The sequence below is a fragment of the Acinetobacter sp. YH12098 genome (assembly GCF_013419235.1).
Lineage (GTDB): Bacteria > Pseudomonadota > Gammaproteobacteria > Pseudomonadales > Moraxellaceae > Acinetobacter > Acinetobacter amyesii.
The window spans coordinates 37019-56351 of sequence record NZ_VPAO01000023.1; the positions used below are offsets into that span (position 1 = coordinate 37019).

Sequence of the window (19333 nt, forward strand, 5' to 3'; positions counted from 1 at the left end):
GAATCTGTGGCAGTAAAAAACCGTGCATTTTAGCACGATCGTCTCATTAAATCTTGTTAATAGCTGGCTTATCCCATTAGGACGGTACAGCATCAAGCTGTCCAATGAGATATTAAAAATTTAAATTCAGTAATTTAGGTGGGGCTGAAATTGTTGTTTTCAAGTTCATCCCATGCATCGATTATTTTACGAGTCATCTTTGACTGTCATAAAAATGAAGGACACAGGGTGGATTATATCATGCCACAGATTTTGGTAAGAAAAAAAGACCTATTTTTAAAGTTTAGTTGTTAAAAAAACAAATAAAACTTGACAATATTTTATATCCCATATAAATAGCGGCTAGACCCCTTCAATTTTTTTCATTATGAGGTAGTTTTGGTGTCTTCTACAGATTTTGAACTAGATGATAACTACGGTGATGATGATGTGAATTTCGATGAGGCCAGTGCAAAAACTAGCGCGAAAGAATCGTTAGAAAAGCGCCGACTTATTGATGACCTTCTGGCTCAGCGCCGTCTTGAACGTGAGCTTAAAGATTTTGATTACGACATCGACGATGACGATGATTTTGATGACGAAGAAGACTAAATAGCGATTTAGCATAGCGCTTGAAAATGCTATGCTTACGCATTAAGTTTCTAACTCTGGATTTGAAATGAGTGCTTTAGATTTAGACCTTTTGAGTGACTATTTAGACGGCGATGACAACGAGCATGGTCTAGATTTTGCAGCGACTCATGGTTTTTTATGTGCAATTGCAGTAGGCCCAGCTTTTGATAAATGGCTAGACGAACTTTTTGATAACAATCAGAAAAAAGTACCTGCTGAAATTATTGCACAAGTAAAAGCATGGCTCGAATCGATTCGTCAGAATCTTGCCAATGAAGATGGTATTGAATTTCCATTTGAAATTGAAGAAGCCGATGTTGAATCAAGTCTTGGTGACTGGAGTGTTGGCTTCGTTGATGCCATGTTCCTAAACGAAGATGCATGGTTCACCGACGAGTTTGAAGAACAATTAGTAGATTTAACTTTGCCAATCATGGTGTTCAGTGGCATTGATGAAGAAGATCCACAAATGGAATCTTTCCGTCGTAATGGTCAGTTGATGGATGAACTTGCAGAAGAAATCCCAACCAATTTGAACGAATTATATTTGATGTATCACACACCAAATTAATTTCGACGAAATTTAAAAAAAGCACCTTGGGGTGCTTTTTTTAGCGCTATACCTTTTCAATTCAAAGTTAGTCTAAAGGCTTAACTACGTTTGGCTTTTAAGAAGCTCTTTGCCATCCATCCAAAAGATAAAGCCAACATGAGATAATGGATGAATAAGGTAAAGCTGATAGCAAGCAGCCAGACCCAAGCGGGTAATTGCGTTAGCGCCATTTGAATAAAGGCTTGGGTTTCAGGGAAGATCAAGAGACAAATGACTGTAGCAACGACACTGATGAGAACCGAAGCTAAAATACAGCTCCAAATCAAAGTTCGCTTTTCTAACTTATTTGGCACTCGCTGATGGTCTTTAACAAAGCTAGATGCTGCAGCAAGACCGCCCACGATGAGACAGGTAATAGATGAACCACCAGGTAAATCAAAGAAAGATTCGATGGCTGCGACAGTAACCATGGCGAGTGCATAAGCAATGCTAAATGTGATGATGTATTTTTTCATTATTTAATGTTCATGTTTTCATTATATAAAGTGCGAGTATAACTTACCTGAAGTGTCTTCACTGAATTTTAACTTTCATTGAAGTGGTGATGATTTAAATTTTAACGCAATACATTGAAAAATTTATAATTTTTTAGCGCAATAGTCTGCATACCAACCATAGGCAATATGAAATATCGTGCCATGAATGGCGACCATGCAGAGCATAACTACAGCAGTTAGCCCAATGCCTGCATTATCCACAGACTTCATAATGCTTTCGGCATTGGGATTCATCAGCACCAAGAACAGCACAAAAAAGCTACCAATGATGATTGCAACGGCACTGGAGCCCCAAACCAGTTGGATCTTTTCATGGTTGCTAGGCACACGTTGTTCTTTCTTTACAAAATGCCCAACGCTGATTAATGCACATGCCACCAATGTAGGAATTAATGTAATACCACCAAGATTTAATCCAAAAATTAATACGGTAATCAAAAGCACCAAGGCGATGCTATAAACAGCAGCAAAGTGTAGGAGATAGTGTTTCATTTAAGCCCCAAAACAAAAAATTAACGAGGTCGACGTTTATGTCGACGGTACAAAATCCAACTAATAATGATGACTGTGATCAGAATAATCACATGGCCAACTTTACTAAATATTTGCTGCATTAACTGCTGATTTTCACCTAAATAAAAACCCATACAAGCTAAAAAAGTGGTCCAAATAATCGTGCCTAAACCACTATAAAACATGAACTTCCAAAATGGCATGCGGCTCATTCCAGCAGGAATACTAATGAGAGAACGCACAGCTGGAATCATTCGTCCGAAAAATACAATGCGGTGACCGTATTGCTCAAACCATGCTAGAGATTTTTTTACATCTGCCGATTTGATAAATAAATACTTTCCATAGCGATCGACGAAGTGAAAGATGGATTCATGCTTAAATTTATAACCAATCCAATATAGCAATGCAGCCGCCAGTAAAGAGCCGACACAACCTGAAATAATGACACCAATGAGCAGTAGTTGACCTTGGGAGGCAGAATAGCCAGCCGAGGGCATGATGATTTCTGAGGGGATTGGGGGGAAGACATTGTCAAGGAACATGAGTAGGGCAATACCGAGATAACCCAATTGTTCCATGATTGAAATGATCCATTCAGTTAAAGTCATGGTAGCTAAGGCAGAGAAAAGGTGTATTTATCCTATGTTGAAAAGTGCAGTGGGTAAAGTTCCGTTTTAAATATTCCTGAAACCACCTAAGTAAAACAACAAATATTGAGTTCATCTTGTCTTTAAGTAGCACGTAGGCTGAATTAGAAGGAAAAGTATGAATACGTGATGGCATTAAGCAATGCTGAATGATATAAGGTTGAATAATTGAAAGGCTTGGATCATAGTTTTTATAGTATTGAGTGTACGCTGTTCAGTTTGGATTTTATTTTTGATTTTGGCGCTTTAGCAGCCTTAAAAATCGTTTTATATACTGAACAGCGTAGGACAAAGTTGCAATAAGTAGCTTTGCAAGGTGCGCAAATTAATCATCATGTTCCATATTTAACAGGGTGTGAATATAGACTTGGCGTAAGCTCAGAGATAAAGCAAATGGAATCGCACAAAGTCCAAGAATGTTGAGCAGAGTGGGTTGTAAGTGCAAAGTATAAGCAATAAATAAGGCAAAAATTGCACCAATGCATGTGGCAATACTGACTATCAAAATATGCGACTGTTGGTTAAGGAGGTGTTTTAATTCTGCAACACTTTCTTTTACACGTGGAGCGGGTAAAGCAAGGCGCCTTGAGGTTGCAATAGGAGAGTTGATTAATTTTGGCATAATGCTTTCCTTTTCAATTATCTATAAGGATTTTCTCGGATCAATGGATCAGAATAAGCATAAATGCGCGAACTGATTCTCGTAAATAACCAGATATAGTTATTTTGTCAAAAAAATTAAGTCACTGTTGAGAATGCGTAAAAAAAGCCCTAAAAATAGGGCTTTTATTTATATATCGTTACAACAAATTTTGCTTAGAGACGCTTACGTTTTGCTGCCACAATTTGTGATTGACGCATACGGAAGCCTGCTTTTTGCTGTTCAGTGGTTTTGTCGATACAGTATTTGCATGATACGCCGTGTTCGTAGCTCGGAAGTTCAACTTCAGCAGGAGCCAGTGGCCAACCGCATGCGTGACATTTGATATTTTCGCCTTCTTCCATACCGTGAGTGACAGCAGTACGACCGTCAAATACGAAACATTCACCTTCCCACATGCTTTCTTCAACAGGGGTTTCTTCTAAATATTTTAAAATACCGCCTTTAAGGTGATAAACCTCATTAAAGCCTTCTTGAAGTAAAAGTGAGGTTGATTTTTCACAGCGAATACCGCCTGTACAGAACATGGCAATTTTCTTATCTTTATGCTGCTCAAGCTCTTTTTTCACGTATTCAGGGAATTCACGGAAAGTCTCAGTTTTCGGGTCAATCGCACCCTTAAATGTACCTGCTTTGTATTCATAGTCGTTACGTGTATCAATTAGGATTACGTCATCACGTGCAATTAGTTCATTCCATTCTTTAGGATCAAGATAGTGACCGACTAAATCACGTGGTTTCACTTCCACACCTAAAGTCACGATTTCTTTTTTCAGTTTGATCTTCATTTTACGGAATGGTTTATCCGTACTATGCGATTCTTTGTATTCCATCGCATTAAAGCCTTCATTGAGAAGGAATTGATGGATGATATCTACAGATTTACGGTCACCGGCAACAGTACCGTTAATACCTTCACCTGCCACAATTAGAGTACCGCAAAGGTTGATGGTTTTTACCAAGTCTAAAAGACGTTGTTGAAGATCGGCAGGATCTTGAACTTCTTTGAATTGATAAAGTGCGGCAACAACCCAACCAGAGGTCGCTTGCTGTTCTACAGGTGCAAGCTGTTCTACAGTAGCGTTCATGGAGTACTCCAAATGAATAAACAGGATAAAAATTAAGGCGCACATTCTACCGTGATTTGGATGAATAAGCGAGTAAAGCGATGGCTTTTAACCACACATTTGATCATAGCTTCATTTCAGTAGTTTTAGCGTGTATAGTCATGCCGAGTTGTTTTTATCCCATAAATATTGATTGAATGGAGCCGGTTTTGAGTACTGATCGTCGAATTGCCTCGTTAACCCCATGTGCAGGGCGTTGTTCTACGGTATTTGGTGATTCAGTCTGTCGTGGTTGCCGCCGCTTTAACCATGAAGTCATAAAATGGAATACCTATACAGCAGAGCAACACACGGCCATTTGGTGTCGTTTAGATGCACAATTAGATCAAATTTTAATACCGATGTTGCCGCAAGCAGATATCATCCATGTCGAAGGCTTTGTCTTGTCTAAGCGAGTTCGCTTACGTCCAGATGCAAGCAAAGGCCGTAAACTGTATCACGCACTCAAGCTCTGCGAAAAAAACCGTCATTTCACAGATGAAAGTGGACTCGGGATACATTACAAACAGGTGCGACCGTTGTGGGATGAATTTGAGCGTCGTGTTTTAGCACTCGCCACAGCCAGCTATGATTTGGCATTTTTAAGAGCAGATGCCATTCGCTTGCATTTATTGCAAAACATGGATGAAGAGGACTAAGTCCTCTTTTTTTATTTATGAAATTTATCGTGATGTAAAAAAATAAGTGAAGGAATCTCAGCGTGAATTATTCGGAGTACTTTTTATATTGTGTTGCAGTCATCGTGATGATTGCAACACCTGGACCTGTGATGCTGTTGGTCGCGAGTGCAGGTTTACAAGGCGGATATAAAAAGGCATTTCAAACCATTGTGGGGACGAATTTTGCGTCATTGATTTTGATCGTACTGTCTGTGTGTATTTTAAAAGGCATTTTAAATGTGAATGCGCACTGGCTCGATGGCATCAAAATATTGGGTTGTTTATATATTGCTTATATTGGGTTTGATATTTTAAAAGAAGTGATGACACAGCCCACTGAGCAATCTCTGCAGTTAAAAGCAGCAAAAGGGGCTTTAAGAAAGGATTGATCGTGGGAATTTCAAATCCTAAGGATATTATTTTTTTCGCATCATTTTTTCCGCAGTTTGTAGGAATTACTCCTCATCTTAATCTGAGTTTAATTGTGTTGACCCTGAGTTGGATCGTTTTAGATTTCGCAACCTTGTCTTTGGTGTATTTGTCTTTTCATCGATTGTCGAAATCTCGCTGGTATAAAAAATTGTTGGCCCTGTGTGGGGTGATTTTAATGGTAGTTGCCATCTACGGGATCTATAGCATATTCACGGTTTAATTCTTAATTTGAAATATGCAGTAAAAAATAAAAAGGCTGATTCAGTCAGCCTTTTTATGAACGTGTAGAGCTTTAATTAATTCGCACTAGAGATTGTGCTGTAAACGATATTGCACAATTTCTTCAATGGTGAGTACAGTCAAATGATGGGTTTGTGCATACGCTAAAACTTGTACGCCATTGGCCATTGTGCCGTCTGGGTTGGTTAATTCACACAAAACACCTGCGGGTTTTAAACCGGCCAGACGTGCCAAATCAATAGTCCCTTCAGTATGTCCACGACGGGTCAATACGCCGCCTTCACGCGCACGTAAAGGAAAAACATGACCCGGACGGTTTAAGTCACTAGCCACAGCACCATCTTTAATTGCGGCTTTGACTGTTGTTGTTCGGTCTTTTGCTGAAACGCCAGTAGTAACACCTTCCGCAGCTTCAATGGTTACGGTAAAGGCAGTTTTAAAATGGCTAGAGTTATCAGATACCATGGGTGGAAGTTCTAAATGATTAGCCTGAGCATCGGTTAAACACAAACAAACAATCCCTGAACCGTCACGAATCATACGTGCCATGGTTTCTACAGTCAGTGTTTCTGCTGCAACAATCAGGTCGGCTTCATTTTCACGGTCAAAATCGTCCATGACTAAAACAGGCTTGCCTTGACGAATGTCTTCTAAGGCTTGCAGCATGCGCTGTTCTGCAGGTGGAAGGGCAGAAAAGAAAATTTCGGGTTGAATTAAACTAGACATTGAAACGCTCGCGTAAATTTTAGATACGGTTGAACATTTCAGGACATGTGAAATAGTGGCGTTACGATATATATTGAAAATGATCAATGATATAGAGATGTGACGTCGTCTTCTTTCATCCGGACTATACCGTCGGCTCAGGTATTGCACCTGATCTGCAAATCGTGTTCAAACGATTGGCTCGTGGGCTTTTTGCAGGGCTTTCAACCCAGCAAATTTACCACCGGTGGGGAATTTCACCCCGCCCTGAAGCGATGTGTCTTGAGTATAGACCTGTTTGAGTGATGATGGGGGATTATTGCTTAGAATCATTTGCAAAATTTTAGATAAGTAAAGTTATAAGATTGGATTTGTAAGCATTTATATAAAGTGTGTCAAAGCATGCTATCGTGCCGATAAATCAACCATGATTGCATAATGATAAAAAATGACCGCTCCTCAGCATTCTCAGCAGCAGAATATAAAGCTGCATCATTCACAGTTAGATCAAGAGTTTTCAACAGATCTGTTCCAAGATGTACAGGTTATTCGGTATCTGCAAGTAATCGGTGTTGCACTGATAGCAGCCAGTTTCGTGTATTTGATCGCGGCAAACTGGTTGATGTTGCCAAAATTCATCCAATTGGCAATTCCAATGTTGCTGTTGCTGCTGAGTGCTGTGACGAGTGTATATGTTGCAAGTCGTGTTTGGATTCAGCAAAGTTTAGATACTTTAAGTGCTTTGTTGCTTGGATTGAGTTTGGCTGTGATTGGGCAGGTCTATCAAACAGGTGCAGACAGTTATCTGTTGTTTTTGGTGTGGGCTTTGCTGCTTTTACCTTGGTTATATCGACCGAATATCGGAGTCTTTACGCTACTGTGTTTGATCAGTCAATTGGCATTATTTTTATATTTTAAACAAAGCTATTTAATCGTTGATCATTCATGGTGGTATTTACTTTGTATGAATATATTGACGGCAATATGTGTGACCTTGTGTTTGAAATATTATGCTGCACTGCGCTTTGTATTTATTGCATTCATTACATTAATGTCGATGTATTGCATGTTTTTATACTGCGGAAATGGGGCAGATCAGTATCAATGGCAATATTTAATTTTTGCATTGTTGCTTCCAATTTATCTGATTATCTATTTTTATCGACAACAGCGTGCATTAGAAACCAGTTTACAAGCCGCGGGTCTTGCCGCGAGTTTCAGTATTTTGATTTTCCAATGGGCAGAACATATTTTATCAGATTCGATTGCAGGATTGCTGGTTTTTGCTTTGCTGATATTTGCTTGGTTTGCGGTGATCAGTTGGGCACTGATGAAATTTCTGCCACAGACTAAATTTGCGGTTATTCCTTTAGCGATTGGGGCATGGTTGGCAGGCATTATTTTATCGAGCTTATTGCTGACCTATTGGATGGCGTTTTCGATCGTCATGGGCTTAGTTTTTGTAGCTGTGGCTTGGTGGTTGATTCGACGAGCTAAAAGTATCTTTAGTCGCCAATTTGCTTACTGCTTATGGGTATGTGGCCAATCTGCGGTCTTCATTCATACAGAGAGCTTAACCAATAGCATTTCGTTTATTTTAGTGTTGCAAATTGGCGTTATATTGCTCTGTTTGTTTAGTCGAATGCATTGGTTTATTGTTTTTATTCAACTCATTGCAGGATACGGCCTTGCAGTGGCCACACTATTTGATGCCGATCTTTTTATGAGCAATGAACATGTCATCTTAGCTGTGATTGGATTGAATTATATTCTACTGATTTTCTTGCTCGGGAGTGCAACAGCTTGGTTGCACTCGATGTATCGAAAAAGCATTGTGTTATGGATGTTATGCATCGTATTGGCGGGTGTGGTGTTGCAGACGTTGTCAAATAACATTCTACAGTTTGAACAGACCCAAAATGGTGTTCTTGACCTGTTTGTCGGTTACCTGCTGCCTGTGGTTTGGCTTGGCCTTTACATCGCAAATCAGCAAAAACAGACGGGGCGCGAAAAATGGCTGTTACTGCTATTGGGCCTTGTGCTGATTGCGATGGGCTATTTTGAAATTTTCTTGTTATTGGTTTTATTGGCATGGGCGCAGGTCTATCAGCAATCTTTGGTTAAAGCCCTTTGCATCGTGTTGATCATTTTTAGCTTATGGATGCTGTATTACAATTTAGGGTTGAGCTTTTTACTGAAAAGTTTAACGATTTTGATCTCTGGTCTTTTGCTGCTTGGCATCACCAAAATGTTAACTGCGATACAGCATAAACAAGGGGAAGGAGCATGATGAACATACTCAATAAAAAAATGCTTCCTATTGGTTTGGCTGTACTCAGTATTCTTTTATTTGTACTGATGATTGCACGGCATGAATGGCATCTGGCAAACAGTCAGAGTATTTATGTAAAGCTGCAACCTGTCGACCCTCGCTCTTTGATTCAAGGAGATTATATGGCCTTGAATTATCAGCTCTATTTTGGTAGTCAGCCTTCTGAAGAGCAATCTGCCAATAGGCAGACAGCCAAAGTGAACAAAGAAGAAAATGTACACCGTGACTATTTTGTAGATCAAAACAGTATTGTGAGTTATGCGCAACTTGATGCACAGCGTAGAGTGATTCGAACCAGTTTCAACCCAGAGTTATTAGCGCAGTATCCAAGCTCATCTACAAAACTGGTGCTCAAAAATCCTGACAATAGATTTGAGGGTTTATATCCCGCGGCGAGCAGCTTTTTATTTGCTGAAGGCTTGGAAGCGTGCTATCGCGATGCGCAATATGCAGAGCTAAAGGTACAAGAAAATGGTCAGCCTTTGTTGGTGGGGTTGGTCGGAGAGCATTTACAGCCCTTTGATTGTAAACAAAATCAAGCATGGTGGAAGGGCCCGAGAGCAGGGTAGACAAATAAGTTGAGATGTTGCGTTGGGTAGGGATATATGTGTAATACTGAATTTTTGCAGTCAATAATGCATAGTTCAGCCATAAAAAAGCCCGCAAATTTTGCGGGCTTTTTAGAATTTTTAAATACTTGAATTAAGCAACTTGAACTGGAATACAGTTCGCTGTGTGGTTCACTGTGTTATTTGGGTTCGCATAGACTAAGCGTGGCTTATGTGCATTTGCTTCGGCTTCTGTGAAATCGCCAAAAGTTGCGATAATCATCAAGTCGCCAATATCTGCTTGGTGAGCAGCACCGCCATTTACAGAGATAATGCCAGAACCTTCTTCACCACGAATGGCATAAGTGGTAAAACGCTTACCATTAGTCACGTTCCACATATGAATTTCTTCATATTCACGGATACCGGCTAAATCTAGAAGAATACCGTCAATTGCACAAGAACCTTCATAATGTAATTCTGCTTGTGTAACGACGCAACGGTGGATTTTAGCTTTTAATAAACGAGATAGCATGGCTAGCGTCTCCTTGGTAGACCTAAGATCGTATCTTATGGTGGAACAATCTCTTGAATGCTGGGTGAGCAGTCAAATGCAAGCGCATTTTGCTCTGAAATCATTCAGATGGCAATAAGTATTGTTCAACAATTTGTGGAATTGTCAGTTCTATTTGTAAGCGTTGATCTGGTTCATGGCTTGCTGAATCTCACCACTTACCAACAATTTAGTACGTGATAAGGCATGTGCAATAGCATCATCCATTAAGCCTTGTTCACTACTTGGTGCTTTACCTAAAACATGGCCTGAGACACGTTCTTTAGAACCAGGATGACCAATACCAATACGTAAACGATGGAAATTTGGACCAATATGCGGGACGATATCGCGTAAACCATTATGACCACCATGACCACCGCCAGTTTTCAGGCGAATGACACCAGGGTTCATATCAAGTTCATCATGTGCGATAAGCATTGCTTCAGGAGCAATTTGATAGAATTTGGCGAAGGGAACAACACTTTGACCAGAGAGGTTCATAAAGGTTGTAGGTAACAGCAGACGAACGTCTTGACCTTCGATATTACCACGACCACTGATGCCTTTATATTTAGGATCAGCTTTAAGTTGGATGCCATATTGTTCTGCAAGGCGTTCTACAAACCAGAAGCCTGCATTATGGCGGGTTTGGGCACACTCAGAACCTGGGTTACCCAAACCAACAATCAGTGAAAGTTTACTCACTCATTTACACCATTTAACACTTATGCGCGTTTGAAGTCAGCGTGCATAGGAGTGTTTTTAGCTGGATGACGTTGTAAAGCTTGGATTTTAACGCTTTCAGCTTTACCGTCGATGTTAATTTCAACAACTTCTTCAAAGAAAGCGTTGTTTTCTAAAGCTTTAACAAGTTCGCGAAGCTCTAAAGTAACTGCTACAGGTTCAGCTGCACCACCGTAGATGATTGCTGGTACTTTATTTTGAAGACGAAGGCGGCGGCTCGAACCTTTCCCTTGTACTGCTTCTTCACGTGCTACTGCATTTAATACGAAGTTTGCCATGATAGACATTCCTATTTAAGTTTAATTGACTAGACCTTCGACCAGTCTAGTGATAGAAAGCCCCACCAAAAGGCAGGGCTTTTAAATTTAGCGCTATATTATAGATAAGAATCGAACATTGCGCTAATAGATTCTTCGTTGTTAATACGACGAATTGTTTCAGCAACCATACTTGCAACTGAAACTTGGCGAATCTTACCAAGAGCTTGAGCTTCTTCTGAAAGCGGAATGGTGTCTGTTACAACCAATTCGTCAATCACAGAGTTTTTCAAGTTTTCTAAAGCTTTACCAGAAAGTACTGGGTGAGTTGCGTAAGCAACAACTTTGCGAGCACCAAAAGTTTTTAGTGCGTCAGCAGCTTTACACAATGTACCTGCTGTATCCACCATATCATCAACGATGACACAGTCACGGCCTTTAACGTCACCGATCAAGTGCATTACTTGAGATTCATTCGCTTTTTGACGGCGTTTGTCGATGATCGCAAGATCGATATCACCCATTTGCTTAGCTACAGCACGCGCACGTACTACACCACCAACGTCAGGAGAAACAACCATTAAGTTGTCGTGTGACTGTTGACGAAGATCTGCTAAAAGCGCAGGAGTACCGTAAATGTTGTCTACAGGAATATCGAAGAAACCTTGGATTTGGTCAGCATGAAGGTCGATCATGACAACGCGGTCAATACCAACAGTTGTGAGCATATCTGCAACAACTTTTGCTGTAATTGGCACACGGCTTGAACGTGGACGACGGTCTTGACGAGCATAACCAAAGTAAGGAATGACAGCAGTGATACGACCAGCACTTGCACGACGCAAAGCATCAGCCATAACTAAGATTTCCATAAGGTTATCGTTAGTTGGGGCACAAGTTGGTTGTACGATGAATACGTCTTTACCACGAACATTTTCAGTAATTTCGACAGCGATTTCACCGTCAGAAAATTGACCTACAGATGCAGCACCTAGAGGGATGTGAAGGTGGCTAACGACTTTTTGGGCGAATTGTGGATGTGCAGATCCACTAAAAACGACAAGATTGGGCATGAAGCACCCTTGGCGGTTGGCAAATTAGGGAATTAGATGGCAGGGGCGGCTGGATTCGAACCAACGGATGCCGAGATCAAAACCCGGTGCCTTACCACTTGGCGACGCCCCTAATGCGGCAGAACTTTAATATTTTTGCGGTATTTTGTCAAGTTGAAACAACAAAGATACTGCAAATTATGCTCTGTCTTTTTTGAAGTAAATGGCAGGGGCGGCTGGATTCGAACCAACGGATGCCGAGATCAAAACCCGGTGCCTTACCACTTGGCGACGCCCCTAAATTGATGAAATAGCGAATAAAGTAAATGGCAGGGGCGGCTGGATTCGAACCAACGGATGCCGAGATCAAAACCCGGTGCCTTACCACTTGGCGACGCCCCTAATACTTTACAGCAATTACATCTACAGGTGAAAAATGATGGCAGGGGCGGCTGGATTCGAACCAACGGATGCCGAGATCAAAACCCGGTGCCTTACCACTTGGCGACGCCCCTATATCAAACTTCAAAATGACGTAATGGTGATTCTTGTAAACTGCGAACCAAGTAAGATTTACATGGTGCATTTTTCAATATGTCATCAATATTCATATTTTCAGTTACTTCAGTAAATACACAAGCACCTGTACCTGTAAGCTTTGCGGCACCGAACTGATCTAAGTACTGCATTGCTTCATCGACTTCGGGATATAAGCTTCGTGCCACAGACTCAAAGTTATTTCCAAAATCAGATGGCGTTTCCTGATAGCCGCAAAATTTAGTGGGCTTTGAGTCTCTTGTCAACGTTTTTTGTGAAAAAAGCAGTTGAGTGCTGATAAAACAGTCAGGTTTCAGCACAATGTACTGTTTTTGAGCTAAATCTATGAATGTTAAGTGTTCACCGATGCCTTCAGCCCATGCATTTAGACCATGTACAAACACGGGAACATCTGCCCCAAGTTGTAAGCCGAGTTCTGCTAGTTGTTCAGTATTTAGACCACATTTCCACAGTTGATTGAGCACAATAAGGGTTGTTGCTGCATTGGATGAACCACCACCGAGCCCTGCACCCATCGGAATATTTTTTTCGATGTGGATTTTTTGTGCAGTCAGTGCTTTAGCAAACGGTTTGAGTATTTGAGCAGCACGATAAATTAAATTTTGCTCTAGATTGACGCTGTTTAAGCCCTCAATTTGAATAAAATTTTCATCAGCAGAATTTGCAAGTGGGTGAAATTCCATCCAATCAGATAAATCGATGAGCTGAAAAATCGTCTGCAATTCGTGATATCCATTAGGACGTCGGCCAGTAATGTGCAAAAACAAATTGAGTTTTGCAGGAGAAGGTACACGAATCACAGAAGTCATAGCTCAGCTTTTAGGCAAATTAACGATTTTGAATCACCATTGTAATACGGTTTTCCTGACCGGATTCAAGTGCTTGTTTTAAAATTAACTTGTTCGGTACCGTCGCAGTCTCGTTATAGCTTAGGTCAACCGTCCAACCATCTTCAATAATCTGTTGTGGGCGCTGTGCAGTATCGCGTTGAATTTTTGCTTGTGTGGTTGCAGGGCGCGCCTGTACCCAGTCGACGAGGTGGGTAATGGGAGCTTGCCAACCAGTAGCACGTTCCAGTAATTCTTCAGGTGTTTCTGCTTCAATTAAACCGGTTTTTGCACTGTTTAACTGAACTTGACCGGGTTTACCGCTGATTTGAGTTTTTCCAACACCCAAGATGCCACTCAGTTCGATGTCATATTCATTGCGGTCTTGAACCCACGTAAAAAAAGCACTTCCTGACTGTTGTGGCGTGCGCACACCAATCTTACCTTGTAAGTTAAATTGATTGGCAGCGACTTCTTCTGGGCTAGGTTGAGCGGGTGTTTTAACGTATTGCTGACAACCGGTAAAAAATAAAGCGCAGCAGGTCAGGGCAGATACCCCAAATTTTGAAGATACTTGCATAAAGTCTTTTTAACTCTTTTTCATGGGTTGGGGTAACAATAACGAATGTAGTTGCTCTAATTGCGGATCATTCGGATGTTTTTGTTGGAGTTGTTGTAACAACGCGTCAAATTTATTCATATCACCTTGCATGAAGACTGATCGTGCGTAGCGAATGCCAATTTTTAAACTATTACTCAGTTCATACGCTTTGGCCAAAACAGATGCAGATGTACTAAAATCATTTTGCAAATAACAAATATAACCGAACGTATCTAAGATTGAAGCTTGCTCAGGAGCATATTCTAAGGCATGTTCGACGTATTTTCGGGCTTCATCTAAGCGTCTATTTTGTACCGCCAAGGTATAGGCATATGCATTTAAATAGGTCGGGCTATTGGGTTCAATTTCAAGTAATTGTTTTAGTAATTGGTCGAGTCTATCTTTATCTTGATGGGCGTCGAGCAGTAGAACTTCGGCATAAATGAGCTCAGGATCTTCGGGCAAGTTTCTTACCGCTTCATCAAGCAAACGGACTGCTGCTTTTTTATTGTTCATGCGTTTTAAAATATCTGCCTGAGCAAGATATAAGAAACTGGCATGTTGAGGATAATTAACCCGCTCTTGGGTTAAAAAGCGCAGTGCATCATGCAGCTTATTTTGCTGGCTAAAAATGCTGATCATATTGCGACGTGAAACTGTATAAAGACTGCCATCAACAAGGCGATAATAGGCTTTTGCCGTTTCATAATGCTGTTTGCGTTCAGCATTTACTGCGAGATAGTAATACGCTTCATTTTGGTATTTGCTCGAATAACGTAACTCCACCAAATACTTTTCGGCTTTTTCATAAAGCTCTAAGTCAATACTGGTCAAACCTGCCATAAATAGCGGTTCTTCAGCAGATGGCCATTTCTTTAGTATATCTTCGAGTTTTTCTAGACCTAATTCTGACTGATTGATTTTAATTAAATATTTTGCTTCTGCTAAGCGAACTTCCATATTATTGCGGTGTTTGCGGCTCGATTTTTCGAACCATATTAAGGTTTCGTCTTCATCACCCAACGACATAAGTAAATTGGCTTTCATTAAGATATAGCCAGTCACTTTCGGGCGTTTTTTCAGTGCTAAATTAATGGTGTCTAAGGCATCAGCAAAGGCACCATTTTGAGCTTGTAAACCTGCGACTAAGACCAAAATAGAAGGGTTGGTTTTTTCCTTGCTAGCGGTCAGTGCTTGAATCAGATAAGCGCGATCTTCCTCTGATTCAGGGGAAATACCCGCCAAAATTTGTTCTAAATCTGCATTTGGGTCAATGGTTAAAATTTTATCAAGTGTTTCGGCGGCAAGCTCATATTCATGGGCTTTCAAAGCAATATGTGATAAATAAAATAATGCTGGTACATCTTCAGGTTCTTGCACAACCCAATGTGTAGCAATATCTAAGGCTGCTTGTAAATCATTTTGCTCAATAGCAACGTTTAAAGCACGCTGTTTGACCATGGTGGATTTGCTTTTGATTGCAAGCACGGTGTAATTATGAAGCGCGGTTGGAATGTCGTTATAGGCTAAGGCAAATTCCGCAATCATACTTTGTTTAATTGCATCATATCCTGAATTTGCATGGTAAACTTCTCCCACGGCCCGAATTGGGGCAGTAGAAGCCATGCTACCGACAAGTAAGAATGTGGTAGAATACTGCTTTATTGTCTGGCCGTTCAGTCGGCTATTTGTTAGACGCAATTTTTCTTGATCCAAGTAATGCTTTTTATGACATCGATGTTGCACAATAGCATAAATTTAGCGAAATGATGATCTGATATGTCTTTCTTTGCATTGGGTGTCAACCATCAAACCGCTTCTGTAGAGCTGCGTGAACAGATTGCATTTAACCCTGAAAAGTTAACTGCACTGCTTGAACAGCAAAGCCATACGCCTGAACTCAATGACATGGTGGTGGTGTCTACATGTAATCGTACCGAAGTCTATGCGATGTCTGAAAATGCAGACGTGGTATTGAATTGGCTCGCCCAATCAAATGGTATCGATGTAAAGCAATTGTCAAATCATGTGTATCGTTATGAAAATGCACAAGCGGTGACACACCTCATGCGTGTGGCTAGCGGCTTGGATTCGCTCATGCTTGGTGAGCCTCAAATTTTAGGTCAAGTCAAAACGGCTTTGTCCTTAGCCAAAGATGCCGAAACCGTTTCCCCAAATTTAAACCGTATTTTTGAATATGCCTTTTATGCGGCAAAACGTGTGCGTTCTGAAACAGCCGTTGGAAGTCATGCGGTGTCGATGGGCTATGCTGTTGCTCAGCTCGCTTTACAGGTCTTTAGTCAGCCTGAAAAATTGACGGTGATGATTGTTGCTGCTGGTGAAATGAATAGCTTGGTTGCAAAGCATTTGGCCGAAATGGGTGTGGGCAGAATTATTATCTGTAACCGTACACGTGCCCGTGCCGAAGCTTTATCGCAAGAGATTGCTCATCGTGTAGAAGTTGAAATTATTGATTTTGCAGATTTGGCAGACAATTTACATCGTGCAGATGTAATTTCAAGTTGTACCGGAAGCTTGCATCAAGTGATTTATTTTGCGGATGTCAAAGCAGCACTGAAAAAACGTCGTTATAAACAAATGCTATTGGTTGATTTGGCTGTACCACGAGATATTGAAGCCAAAGTTGAAAGTCTAGATGGCGTTTATTTATATGGTGTCGATGACCTGCAAACTGTCATTGAAGAAAATTTGGCTCAGCGTCGTCAGGCGGCAGTTGAAGCCGAAGTCATGGTCAATCAGCTTGCGACAGATTTAATCACGCAGCAAAAAGTGAATTTGGCTGGCTCGACGATTCATGCATACCGTGAACATGGTGAGTCATTGCGTCAAGAAGAACTGGCTTTGGCGCTGAATCGTCTACAAAAGGGCGAAGATGCTGCGAAGATTATGCAAGAAATGTCACATCGTTTAACCCAAAAGTTGCTGCATCCAACTTCTATCGTGCTGCGAAATGCAGCAATGGCGGAAGACCCTGCTTATTTTGAAATGTTAGAACAAAATTTAGTTAATGTGGCTGAAAATCGCCGTAAACCAAAAAAATAAATAAGCTGATTCATTGAATAGCATGTCGTTCACAGCTTGAACTTGAAGTTAAAACTTAATCTTCAAGGAGGGTGAGCGATCTTTTTTTATCAATATCATAAATACGTTGTTTTAAATTACGCATTTCAGCAAGGCTAGAAAACTTATTCGACTTGATCTTGAGTTGTAAGAATTGATATTGCAATTTTGTCGATAAATCTGCTGCAAGTTTATCTGCCTGTTCAGGTGATGACGTATAGTCACTGATATTGGCATGCTCTAAAATATGTTGTAATTCATGATGATGCGCTGCACATGCACCGAGTACATAATAGGTCGATAACTCTGGGTCATCAGGCAATTCATCAAAAATCACATTGAAAATATTTAAAACGTGATAAAGCAAGAGATCTTGTGAAACTAAGGCGCGTAAAGGCTCAAAATGAATGTAGAGATAAGGATGATTGATCAAAATCGCAATCACATATTCTTCGGCATCAATTTTTGTACTAAAGCTCAATGATGCATCATTATTGACTTGAGGCTGCCACTTTCGGCTAAACCCTAATTTTTCACGGAAATATTGCTGTAGCAAATAACGATATGAACCACCTTTCGGCAACAGTTCAGTCAGTTGTCTCAGTTCGCCCATCACCTGACTTTTACCTTCAGGCGAAGCAACATTATGATTTTGCGTTAAATGTGCAAAAACAAACTCAGAAAGTAGCGGTGAGGTGTCCAGTAAACGTCGAAAATTTTCAATACCTTCACGGCGGATCAGTGAATCTGGGTCGTGGTCATTTGGCAAAACAAAGAATTTAAGTTCACGTCCATCATTCAGTAATGGCAGTGCAATTTCGAGCGTACGACGAGCTGCTTTTTGACCTGCGGCATCACCATCAAATGCAATAGTAATACGGCTATTTTGCTTAAATAAAATGTTTAAATGTTCAGTATTACTGGCAGTCCCTAAAGTCGCTACAGCGCCATGAATGCCATATTGCTGTAGGGCAATGACATCCATATAACCTTCGACCATTAACCAATCTTGGGCTTTTTGTTTACGGCCTTCATATAAACCATAAAGTAACTGGTTTTTATGGAAAACTTCAGAGTCAGGGGAGTTGATGTACTTCGGTTTGATTTCATCATTTAGGGCACGACCACCAAAACCGACCACGCGACCTTTCGCATCTCGAATCGGGAAAATCACTCGCTCACGCAGTAAGTCAAAGTCACGACCACTATCACTGGTGCGAATCAAACCGAGAAGTTTGAGTCCTTCGATATCTTGTGGAAAGGCTTTTTCCAGATGTTGCCAATCTTCAGGGGCATAGCCTAAACGCCAATAGGCGATGGTGTCTGCACTGAGACCCCGTTGTTTAAAATAAGCTTGCCCAATTGGACTGAGCGGAAGTTGTTGCTCATAAAACTGTGCGACATTTTCCAGCAAGTCATATAAGTTTCCGTCTTGCGGCACATCTTCAAAACCATTGGCAACTTGGTCAAAGTGAGCAAACGGATCGTTCCCATAAAAGGCATCTTCGTTATTTTGAAACTCAGCAAATGGGTCGTGTTCGAAATTTACTGCAGCAGAATTTGTGTCGGTTTCGCCTGTTTTGGGTGGCAGAGCTTTTGCTTCGATTGGAGGTTTTTGTACAGGTTTGGGTTTAGATTCGCGTTTATATTTGAGTTTATTGGAATCGTTATTGTCTTTCGGTAGTTCAATACCCGTTTGGCTAGATAAATCCTTCATTACTTCGATGAAGTTACGGCTAGCAATATCCATTAAAAAACGAATGGCATTACCATTGGCCTGACAACCAAAGCAGTGAAAATATTGTTTATCACGATAGACATGGAAAGATGGCGATTTTTCCTGATGGAATGGGCAGCATCCTGAGTAGGTGCGTCCAGTCTTTTTCAATTTCACAAATTGACCAATCACATCGACAATATCGGTGCGATCTAAAATTTGATCAATTGTATGTTGAGGAATGGCCATGCTGTTTTATCTGTCTATCTATTGAATTTGGGCAGTTCGTGAAATATGTTGAAATCAGCAATGCTGTAAGTTCAGGTGGAGATGCAGTACAGCATCGTCCAT

Annotated in this window: 20 protein-coding genes, 4 tRNA genes, 1 pseudogene and 1 riboswitch; of the genes and pseudogenes, 7 read left to right on the forward strand and 18 right to left on the reverse strand. The window is 40.7% G+C overall.

The genetic code is table 11. The features are described from left to right. The first annotated feature begins 381 nt into the window (after positions 1 to 381). Both FTU38_RS09200 and FTU38_RS09205 read left to right on the forward strand, forming a co-directional pair. Positions 382 to 591 carry a PA3496 family putative envelope integrity protein gene (locus FTU38_RS09200; protein ID WP_078191373.1) on the forward strand — a complete coding sequence of 70 codons (210 nt, stop codon included), beginning with the start codon at positions 382 to 384 and terminating at the stop codon, positions 589 to 591. 67 nt (positions 592 to 658) lie between these two features. Further along, positions 659 to 1183 (forward strand): YecA family protein, encoded by a 525-nt coding sequence (locus FTU38_RS09205; RefSeq protein WP_078191372.1) that lies wholly within the window; start codon positions 659 to 661, stop codon positions 1181 to 1183. 80 nt (positions 1184 to 1263) lie between these two features. On the opposite strand, the gene FTU38_RS09210 is transcribed toward FTU38_RS09205, so the two are convergent. The 5 genes from FTU38_RS09210 to FTU38_RS09230 form a co-directional block, all read right to left on the reverse strand. Next, positions 1264 to 1680, reverse strand: coding sequence for an ABZJ_00895 family protein (locus FTU38_RS09210; RefSeq protein ID WP_180111030.1), 417 nt, complete (start codon positions 1678 to 1680; stop codon positions 1264 to 1266). 123 nt (positions 1681 to 1803) lie between these two features. Then, positions 1804 to 2214, reverse strand: a complete 411-nt coding sequence (locus tag FTU38_RS09215) for an ABZJ_00895 family protein (RefSeq protein WP_078192189.1) — start codon at positions 2212 to 2214, stop codon at positions 1804 to 1806. Positions 2215 to 2234: 20 nt separating this feature from the next. Continuing rightward, the gene (locus tag FTU38_RS09220; protein ID WP_168378111.1) at positions 2235 to 2846 is read right to left on the reverse strand and encodes a DedA family protein; all 612 of its coding nucleotides are present in this window, start codon (positions 2844 to 2846) and stop codon (positions 2235 to 2237) included. 364 nt (positions 2847 to 3210) lie between these two features. Beyond that, the gene (locus FTU38_RS09225; protein ID WP_180011540.1) at positions 3211 to 3507 is read right to left on the reverse strand and encodes a hypothetical protein; all 297 of its coding nucleotides are present in this window, start codon (positions 3505 to 3507) and stop codon (positions 3211 to 3213) included. Positions 3508 to 3701: 194 nt separating this feature from the next. Then, complete coding sequence (locus tag FTU38_RS09230; protein ID WP_180093757.1) at positions 3702 to 4634, reverse strand: rhodanese-related sulfurtransferase; 933 nt, start codon at positions 4632 to 4634, stop codon at positions 3702 to 3704. 188 nt (positions 4635 to 4822) lie between these two features. Between FTU38_RS09230 and FTU38_RS09235 the strand changes: the two genes are divergently transcribed. Both FTU38_RS09235 and FTU38_RS09240 read left to right on the forward strand, forming a co-directional pair. Next, positions 4823 to 5311 carry a DUF1289 domain-containing protein gene (locus FTU38_RS09235; RefSeq protein ID WP_168378110.1) on the forward strand — a complete coding sequence of 163 codons (489 nt, stop codon included), beginning with the start codon at positions 4823 to 4825 and terminating at the stop codon, positions 5309 to 5311. A gap of 62 nt (positions 5312 to 5373) precedes the next feature. Next, positions 5374 to 5984: pseudogene (locus tag FTU38_RS09240) on the forward strand (LysE family translocator). Between the two features lie 86 nt (positions 5985 to 6070). On the opposite strand, the gene ribB reads toward FTU38_RS09240, so the two are convergent. Beyond that, a complete protein-coding gene (ribB, locus tag FTU38_RS09245; RefSeq protein ID WP_078191365.1) occupies positions 6071 to 6730 on the reverse strand; it encodes a 3,4-dihydroxy-2-butanone-4-phosphate synthase in 660 nt (219 codons plus the stop codon). Between the two features lie 103 nt (positions 6731 to 6833). Then, positions 6834 to 6987: riboswitch (FMN riboswitch) on the reverse strand. A gap of 170 nt (positions 6988 to 7157) precedes the next feature. Between ribB and FTU38_RS09250 the strand changes: the two genes are divergently transcribed. Next, complete coding sequence (locus FTU38_RS09250) at positions 7158 to 8999, forward strand: DUF2157 domain-containing protein (RefSeq protein WP_168378107.1); 1842 nt, start codon at positions 7158 to 7160, stop codon at positions 8997 to 8999. Continuing rightward, complete coding sequence (locus FTU38_RS09255; RefSeq protein ID WP_257225702.1) at positions 8996 to 9610, forward strand: GDYXXLXY domain-containing protein; 615 nt, start codon at positions 8996 to 8998, stop codon at positions 9608 to 9610. The genes FTU38_RS09250 and FTU38_RS09255 overlap by 4 nt, the downstream gene beginning before the upstream one ends. A gap of 133 nt (positions 9611 to 9743) precedes the next feature. On the opposite strand, the gene panD is transcribed toward FTU38_RS09255, so the two are convergent. The 11 genes from panD to FTU38_RS09310 all read right to left on the reverse strand — a co-directional run bounded on the left by panD (position 9744) and on the right by FTU38_RS09310 (position 15885). After that, the gene (gene panD / locus FTU38_RS09260) at positions 9744 to 10124 is read right to left on the reverse strand and encodes an aspartate 1-decarboxylase (RefSeq protein WP_078192181.1); all 381 of its coding nucleotides are present in this window, start codon (positions 10122 to 10124) and stop codon (positions 9744 to 9746) included. A 150-nt stretch (positions 10125 to 10274) separates the two neighbouring features. Then, positions 10275 to 10850, reverse strand: coding sequence for an aminoacyl-tRNA hydrolase (pth, locus tag FTU38_RS09265; RefSeq protein ID WP_180111031.1), 576 nt, complete (start codon positions 10848 to 10850; stop codon positions 10275 to 10277). 20 nt (positions 10851 to 10870) lie between these two features. Continuing rightward, a complete protein-coding gene (gene rplY / locus FTU38_RS09270; protein WP_078192179.1) occupies positions 10871 to 11167 on the reverse strand; it encodes a 50S ribosomal protein L25 in 297 nt (98 codons plus the stop codon). A 98-nt stretch (positions 11168 to 11265) separates the two neighbouring features. Beyond that, a complete protein-coding gene (locus FTU38_RS09275; RefSeq protein WP_078191360.1) occupies positions 11266 to 12219 on the reverse strand; it encodes a ribose-phosphate pyrophosphokinase in 954 nt (317 codons plus the stop codon). Between the two features lie 37 nt (positions 12220 to 12256). Beyond that, positions 12257 to 12331 (reverse strand) — tRNA-Gln (locus tag FTU38_RS09280). Between the two features lie 91 nt (positions 12332 to 12422). Beyond that, positions 12423 to 12497 (reverse strand) — tRNA-Gln (locus FTU38_RS09285). A 28-nt stretch (positions 12498 to 12525) separates the two neighbouring features. Beyond that, positions 12526 to 12600 (reverse strand) — tRNA-Gln (locus FTU38_RS09290). A 38-nt stretch (positions 12601 to 12638) separates the two neighbouring features. Continuing rightward, positions 12639 to 12713, reverse strand: a tRNA-Gln gene (locus FTU38_RS09295). 3 nt (positions 12714 to 12716) lie between these two features. Beyond that, a complete protein-coding gene (gene ispE / locus FTU38_RS09300; protein ID WP_180111037.1) occupies positions 12717 to 13556 on the reverse strand; it encodes a 4-(cytidine 5'-diphospho)-2-C-methyl-D-erythritol kinase in 840 nt (279 codons plus the stop codon). Positions 13557 to 13584: 28 nt separating this feature from the next. Then, the gene (gene lolB / locus FTU38_RS09305; protein WP_078191359.1) at positions 13585 to 14163 is read right to left on the reverse strand and encodes a lipoprotein insertase outer membrane protein LolB; all 579 of its coding nucleotides are present in this window, start codon (positions 14161 to 14163) and stop codon (positions 13585 to 13587) included. A gap of 9 nt (positions 14164 to 14172) precedes the next feature. After that, positions 14173 to 15885 carry a hypothetical protein gene (locus FTU38_RS09310; protein WP_180111032.1) on the reverse strand — a complete coding sequence of 571 codons (1713 nt, stop codon included), beginning with the start codon at positions 15883 to 15885 and terminating at the stop codon, positions 14173 to 14175. A gap of 78 nt (positions 15886 to 15963) precedes the next feature. Here FTU38_RS09310 and hemA point away from each other — a divergent pair, with 78 nt between their 5' ends. Then, positions 15964 to 17247 (forward strand): glutamyl-tRNA reductase, encoded by a 1284-nt coding sequence (gene hemA, locus FTU38_RS09315; protein WP_180106157.1) that lies wholly within the window; start codon positions 15964 to 15966, stop codon positions 17245 to 17247. A 55-nt stretch (positions 17248 to 17302) separates the two neighbouring features. Here the strand turns inward: hemA and FTU38_RS09320 are convergent, their stop codons facing one another. Further along, the gene (locus tag FTU38_RS09320; RefSeq protein WP_180111033.1) at positions 17303 to 19231 is read right to left on the reverse strand and encodes a DNA primase; all 1929 of its coding nucleotides are present in this window, start codon (positions 19229 to 19231) and stop codon (positions 17303 to 17305) included. Positions 19232 to 19333 lie beyond the last annotated feature (102 nt).

Coding starts and splice junctions, on each gene's coding strand:
- FTU38_RS09230 (WP_180093757.1), bottom strand. CDS start 4,634: ATGAACGCTACTGTAGAACAGCTTGCACCTGTAGAACAGCAAGCGACC.
- FTU38_RS09250 (WP_168378107.1), top strand. CDS start 7,158: ATGACCGCTCCTCAGCATTCTCAGCAGCAGAATATAAAGCTGCATCAT.
- FTU38_RS09275 (WP_078191360.1), bottom strand. CDS start 12,219: ATGCCCAATCTTGTCGTTTTTAGTGGATCTGCACATCCACAATTCGCC.
- FTU38_RS09220 (WP_168378111.1), bottom strand. CDS start 2,846: ATGACTTTAACTGAATGGATCATTTCAATCATGGAACAATTGGGTTAT.
- hemA (WP_180106157.1), top strand. CDS start 15,964: ATGTCTTTCTTTGCATTGGGTGTCAACCATCAAACCGCTTCTGTAGAG.
- panD (WP_078192181.1), bottom strand. CDS start 10,124: ATGCTATCTCGTTTATTAAAAGCTAAAATCCACCGTTGCGTCGTTACA.
- FTU38_RS09215 (WP_078192189.1), bottom strand. CDS start 2,214: ATGAAACACTATCTCCTACACTTTGCTGCTGTTTATAGCATCGCCTTG.
- ribB (WP_078191365.1), bottom strand. CDS start 6,730: ATGTCTAGTTTAATTCAACCCGAAATTTTCTTTTCTGCCCTTCCACCT.
- FTU38_RS09225 (WP_180011540.1), bottom strand. CDS start 3,507: ATGCCAAAATTAATCAACTCTCCTATTGCAACCTCAAGGCGCCTTGCT.
- rplY (WP_078192179.1), bottom strand. CDS start 11,167: ATGGCAAACTTCGTATTAAATGCAGTAGCACGTGAAGAAGCAGTACAA.
- lolB (WP_078191359.1), bottom strand. CDS start 14,163: ATGCAAGTATCTTCAAAATTTGGGGTATCTGCCCTGACCTGCTGCGCT.
- FTU38_RS09210 (WP_180111030.1), bottom strand. CDS start 1,680: ATGAAAAAATACATCATCACATTTAGCATTGCTTATGCACTCGCCATG.
- FTU38_RS09320 (WP_180111033.1), bottom strand. CDS start 19,231: ATGGCCATTCCTCAACATACAATTGATCAAATTTTAGATCGCACCGAT.
- FTU38_RS09255 (WP_257225702.1), top strand. CDS start 8,996: ATGATGAACATACTCAATAAAAAAATGCTTCCTATTGGTTTGGCTGTA.
- FTU38_RS09205 (WP_078191372.1), top strand. CDS start 659: ATGAGTGCTTTAGATTTAGACCTTTTGAGTGACTATTTAGACGGCGAT.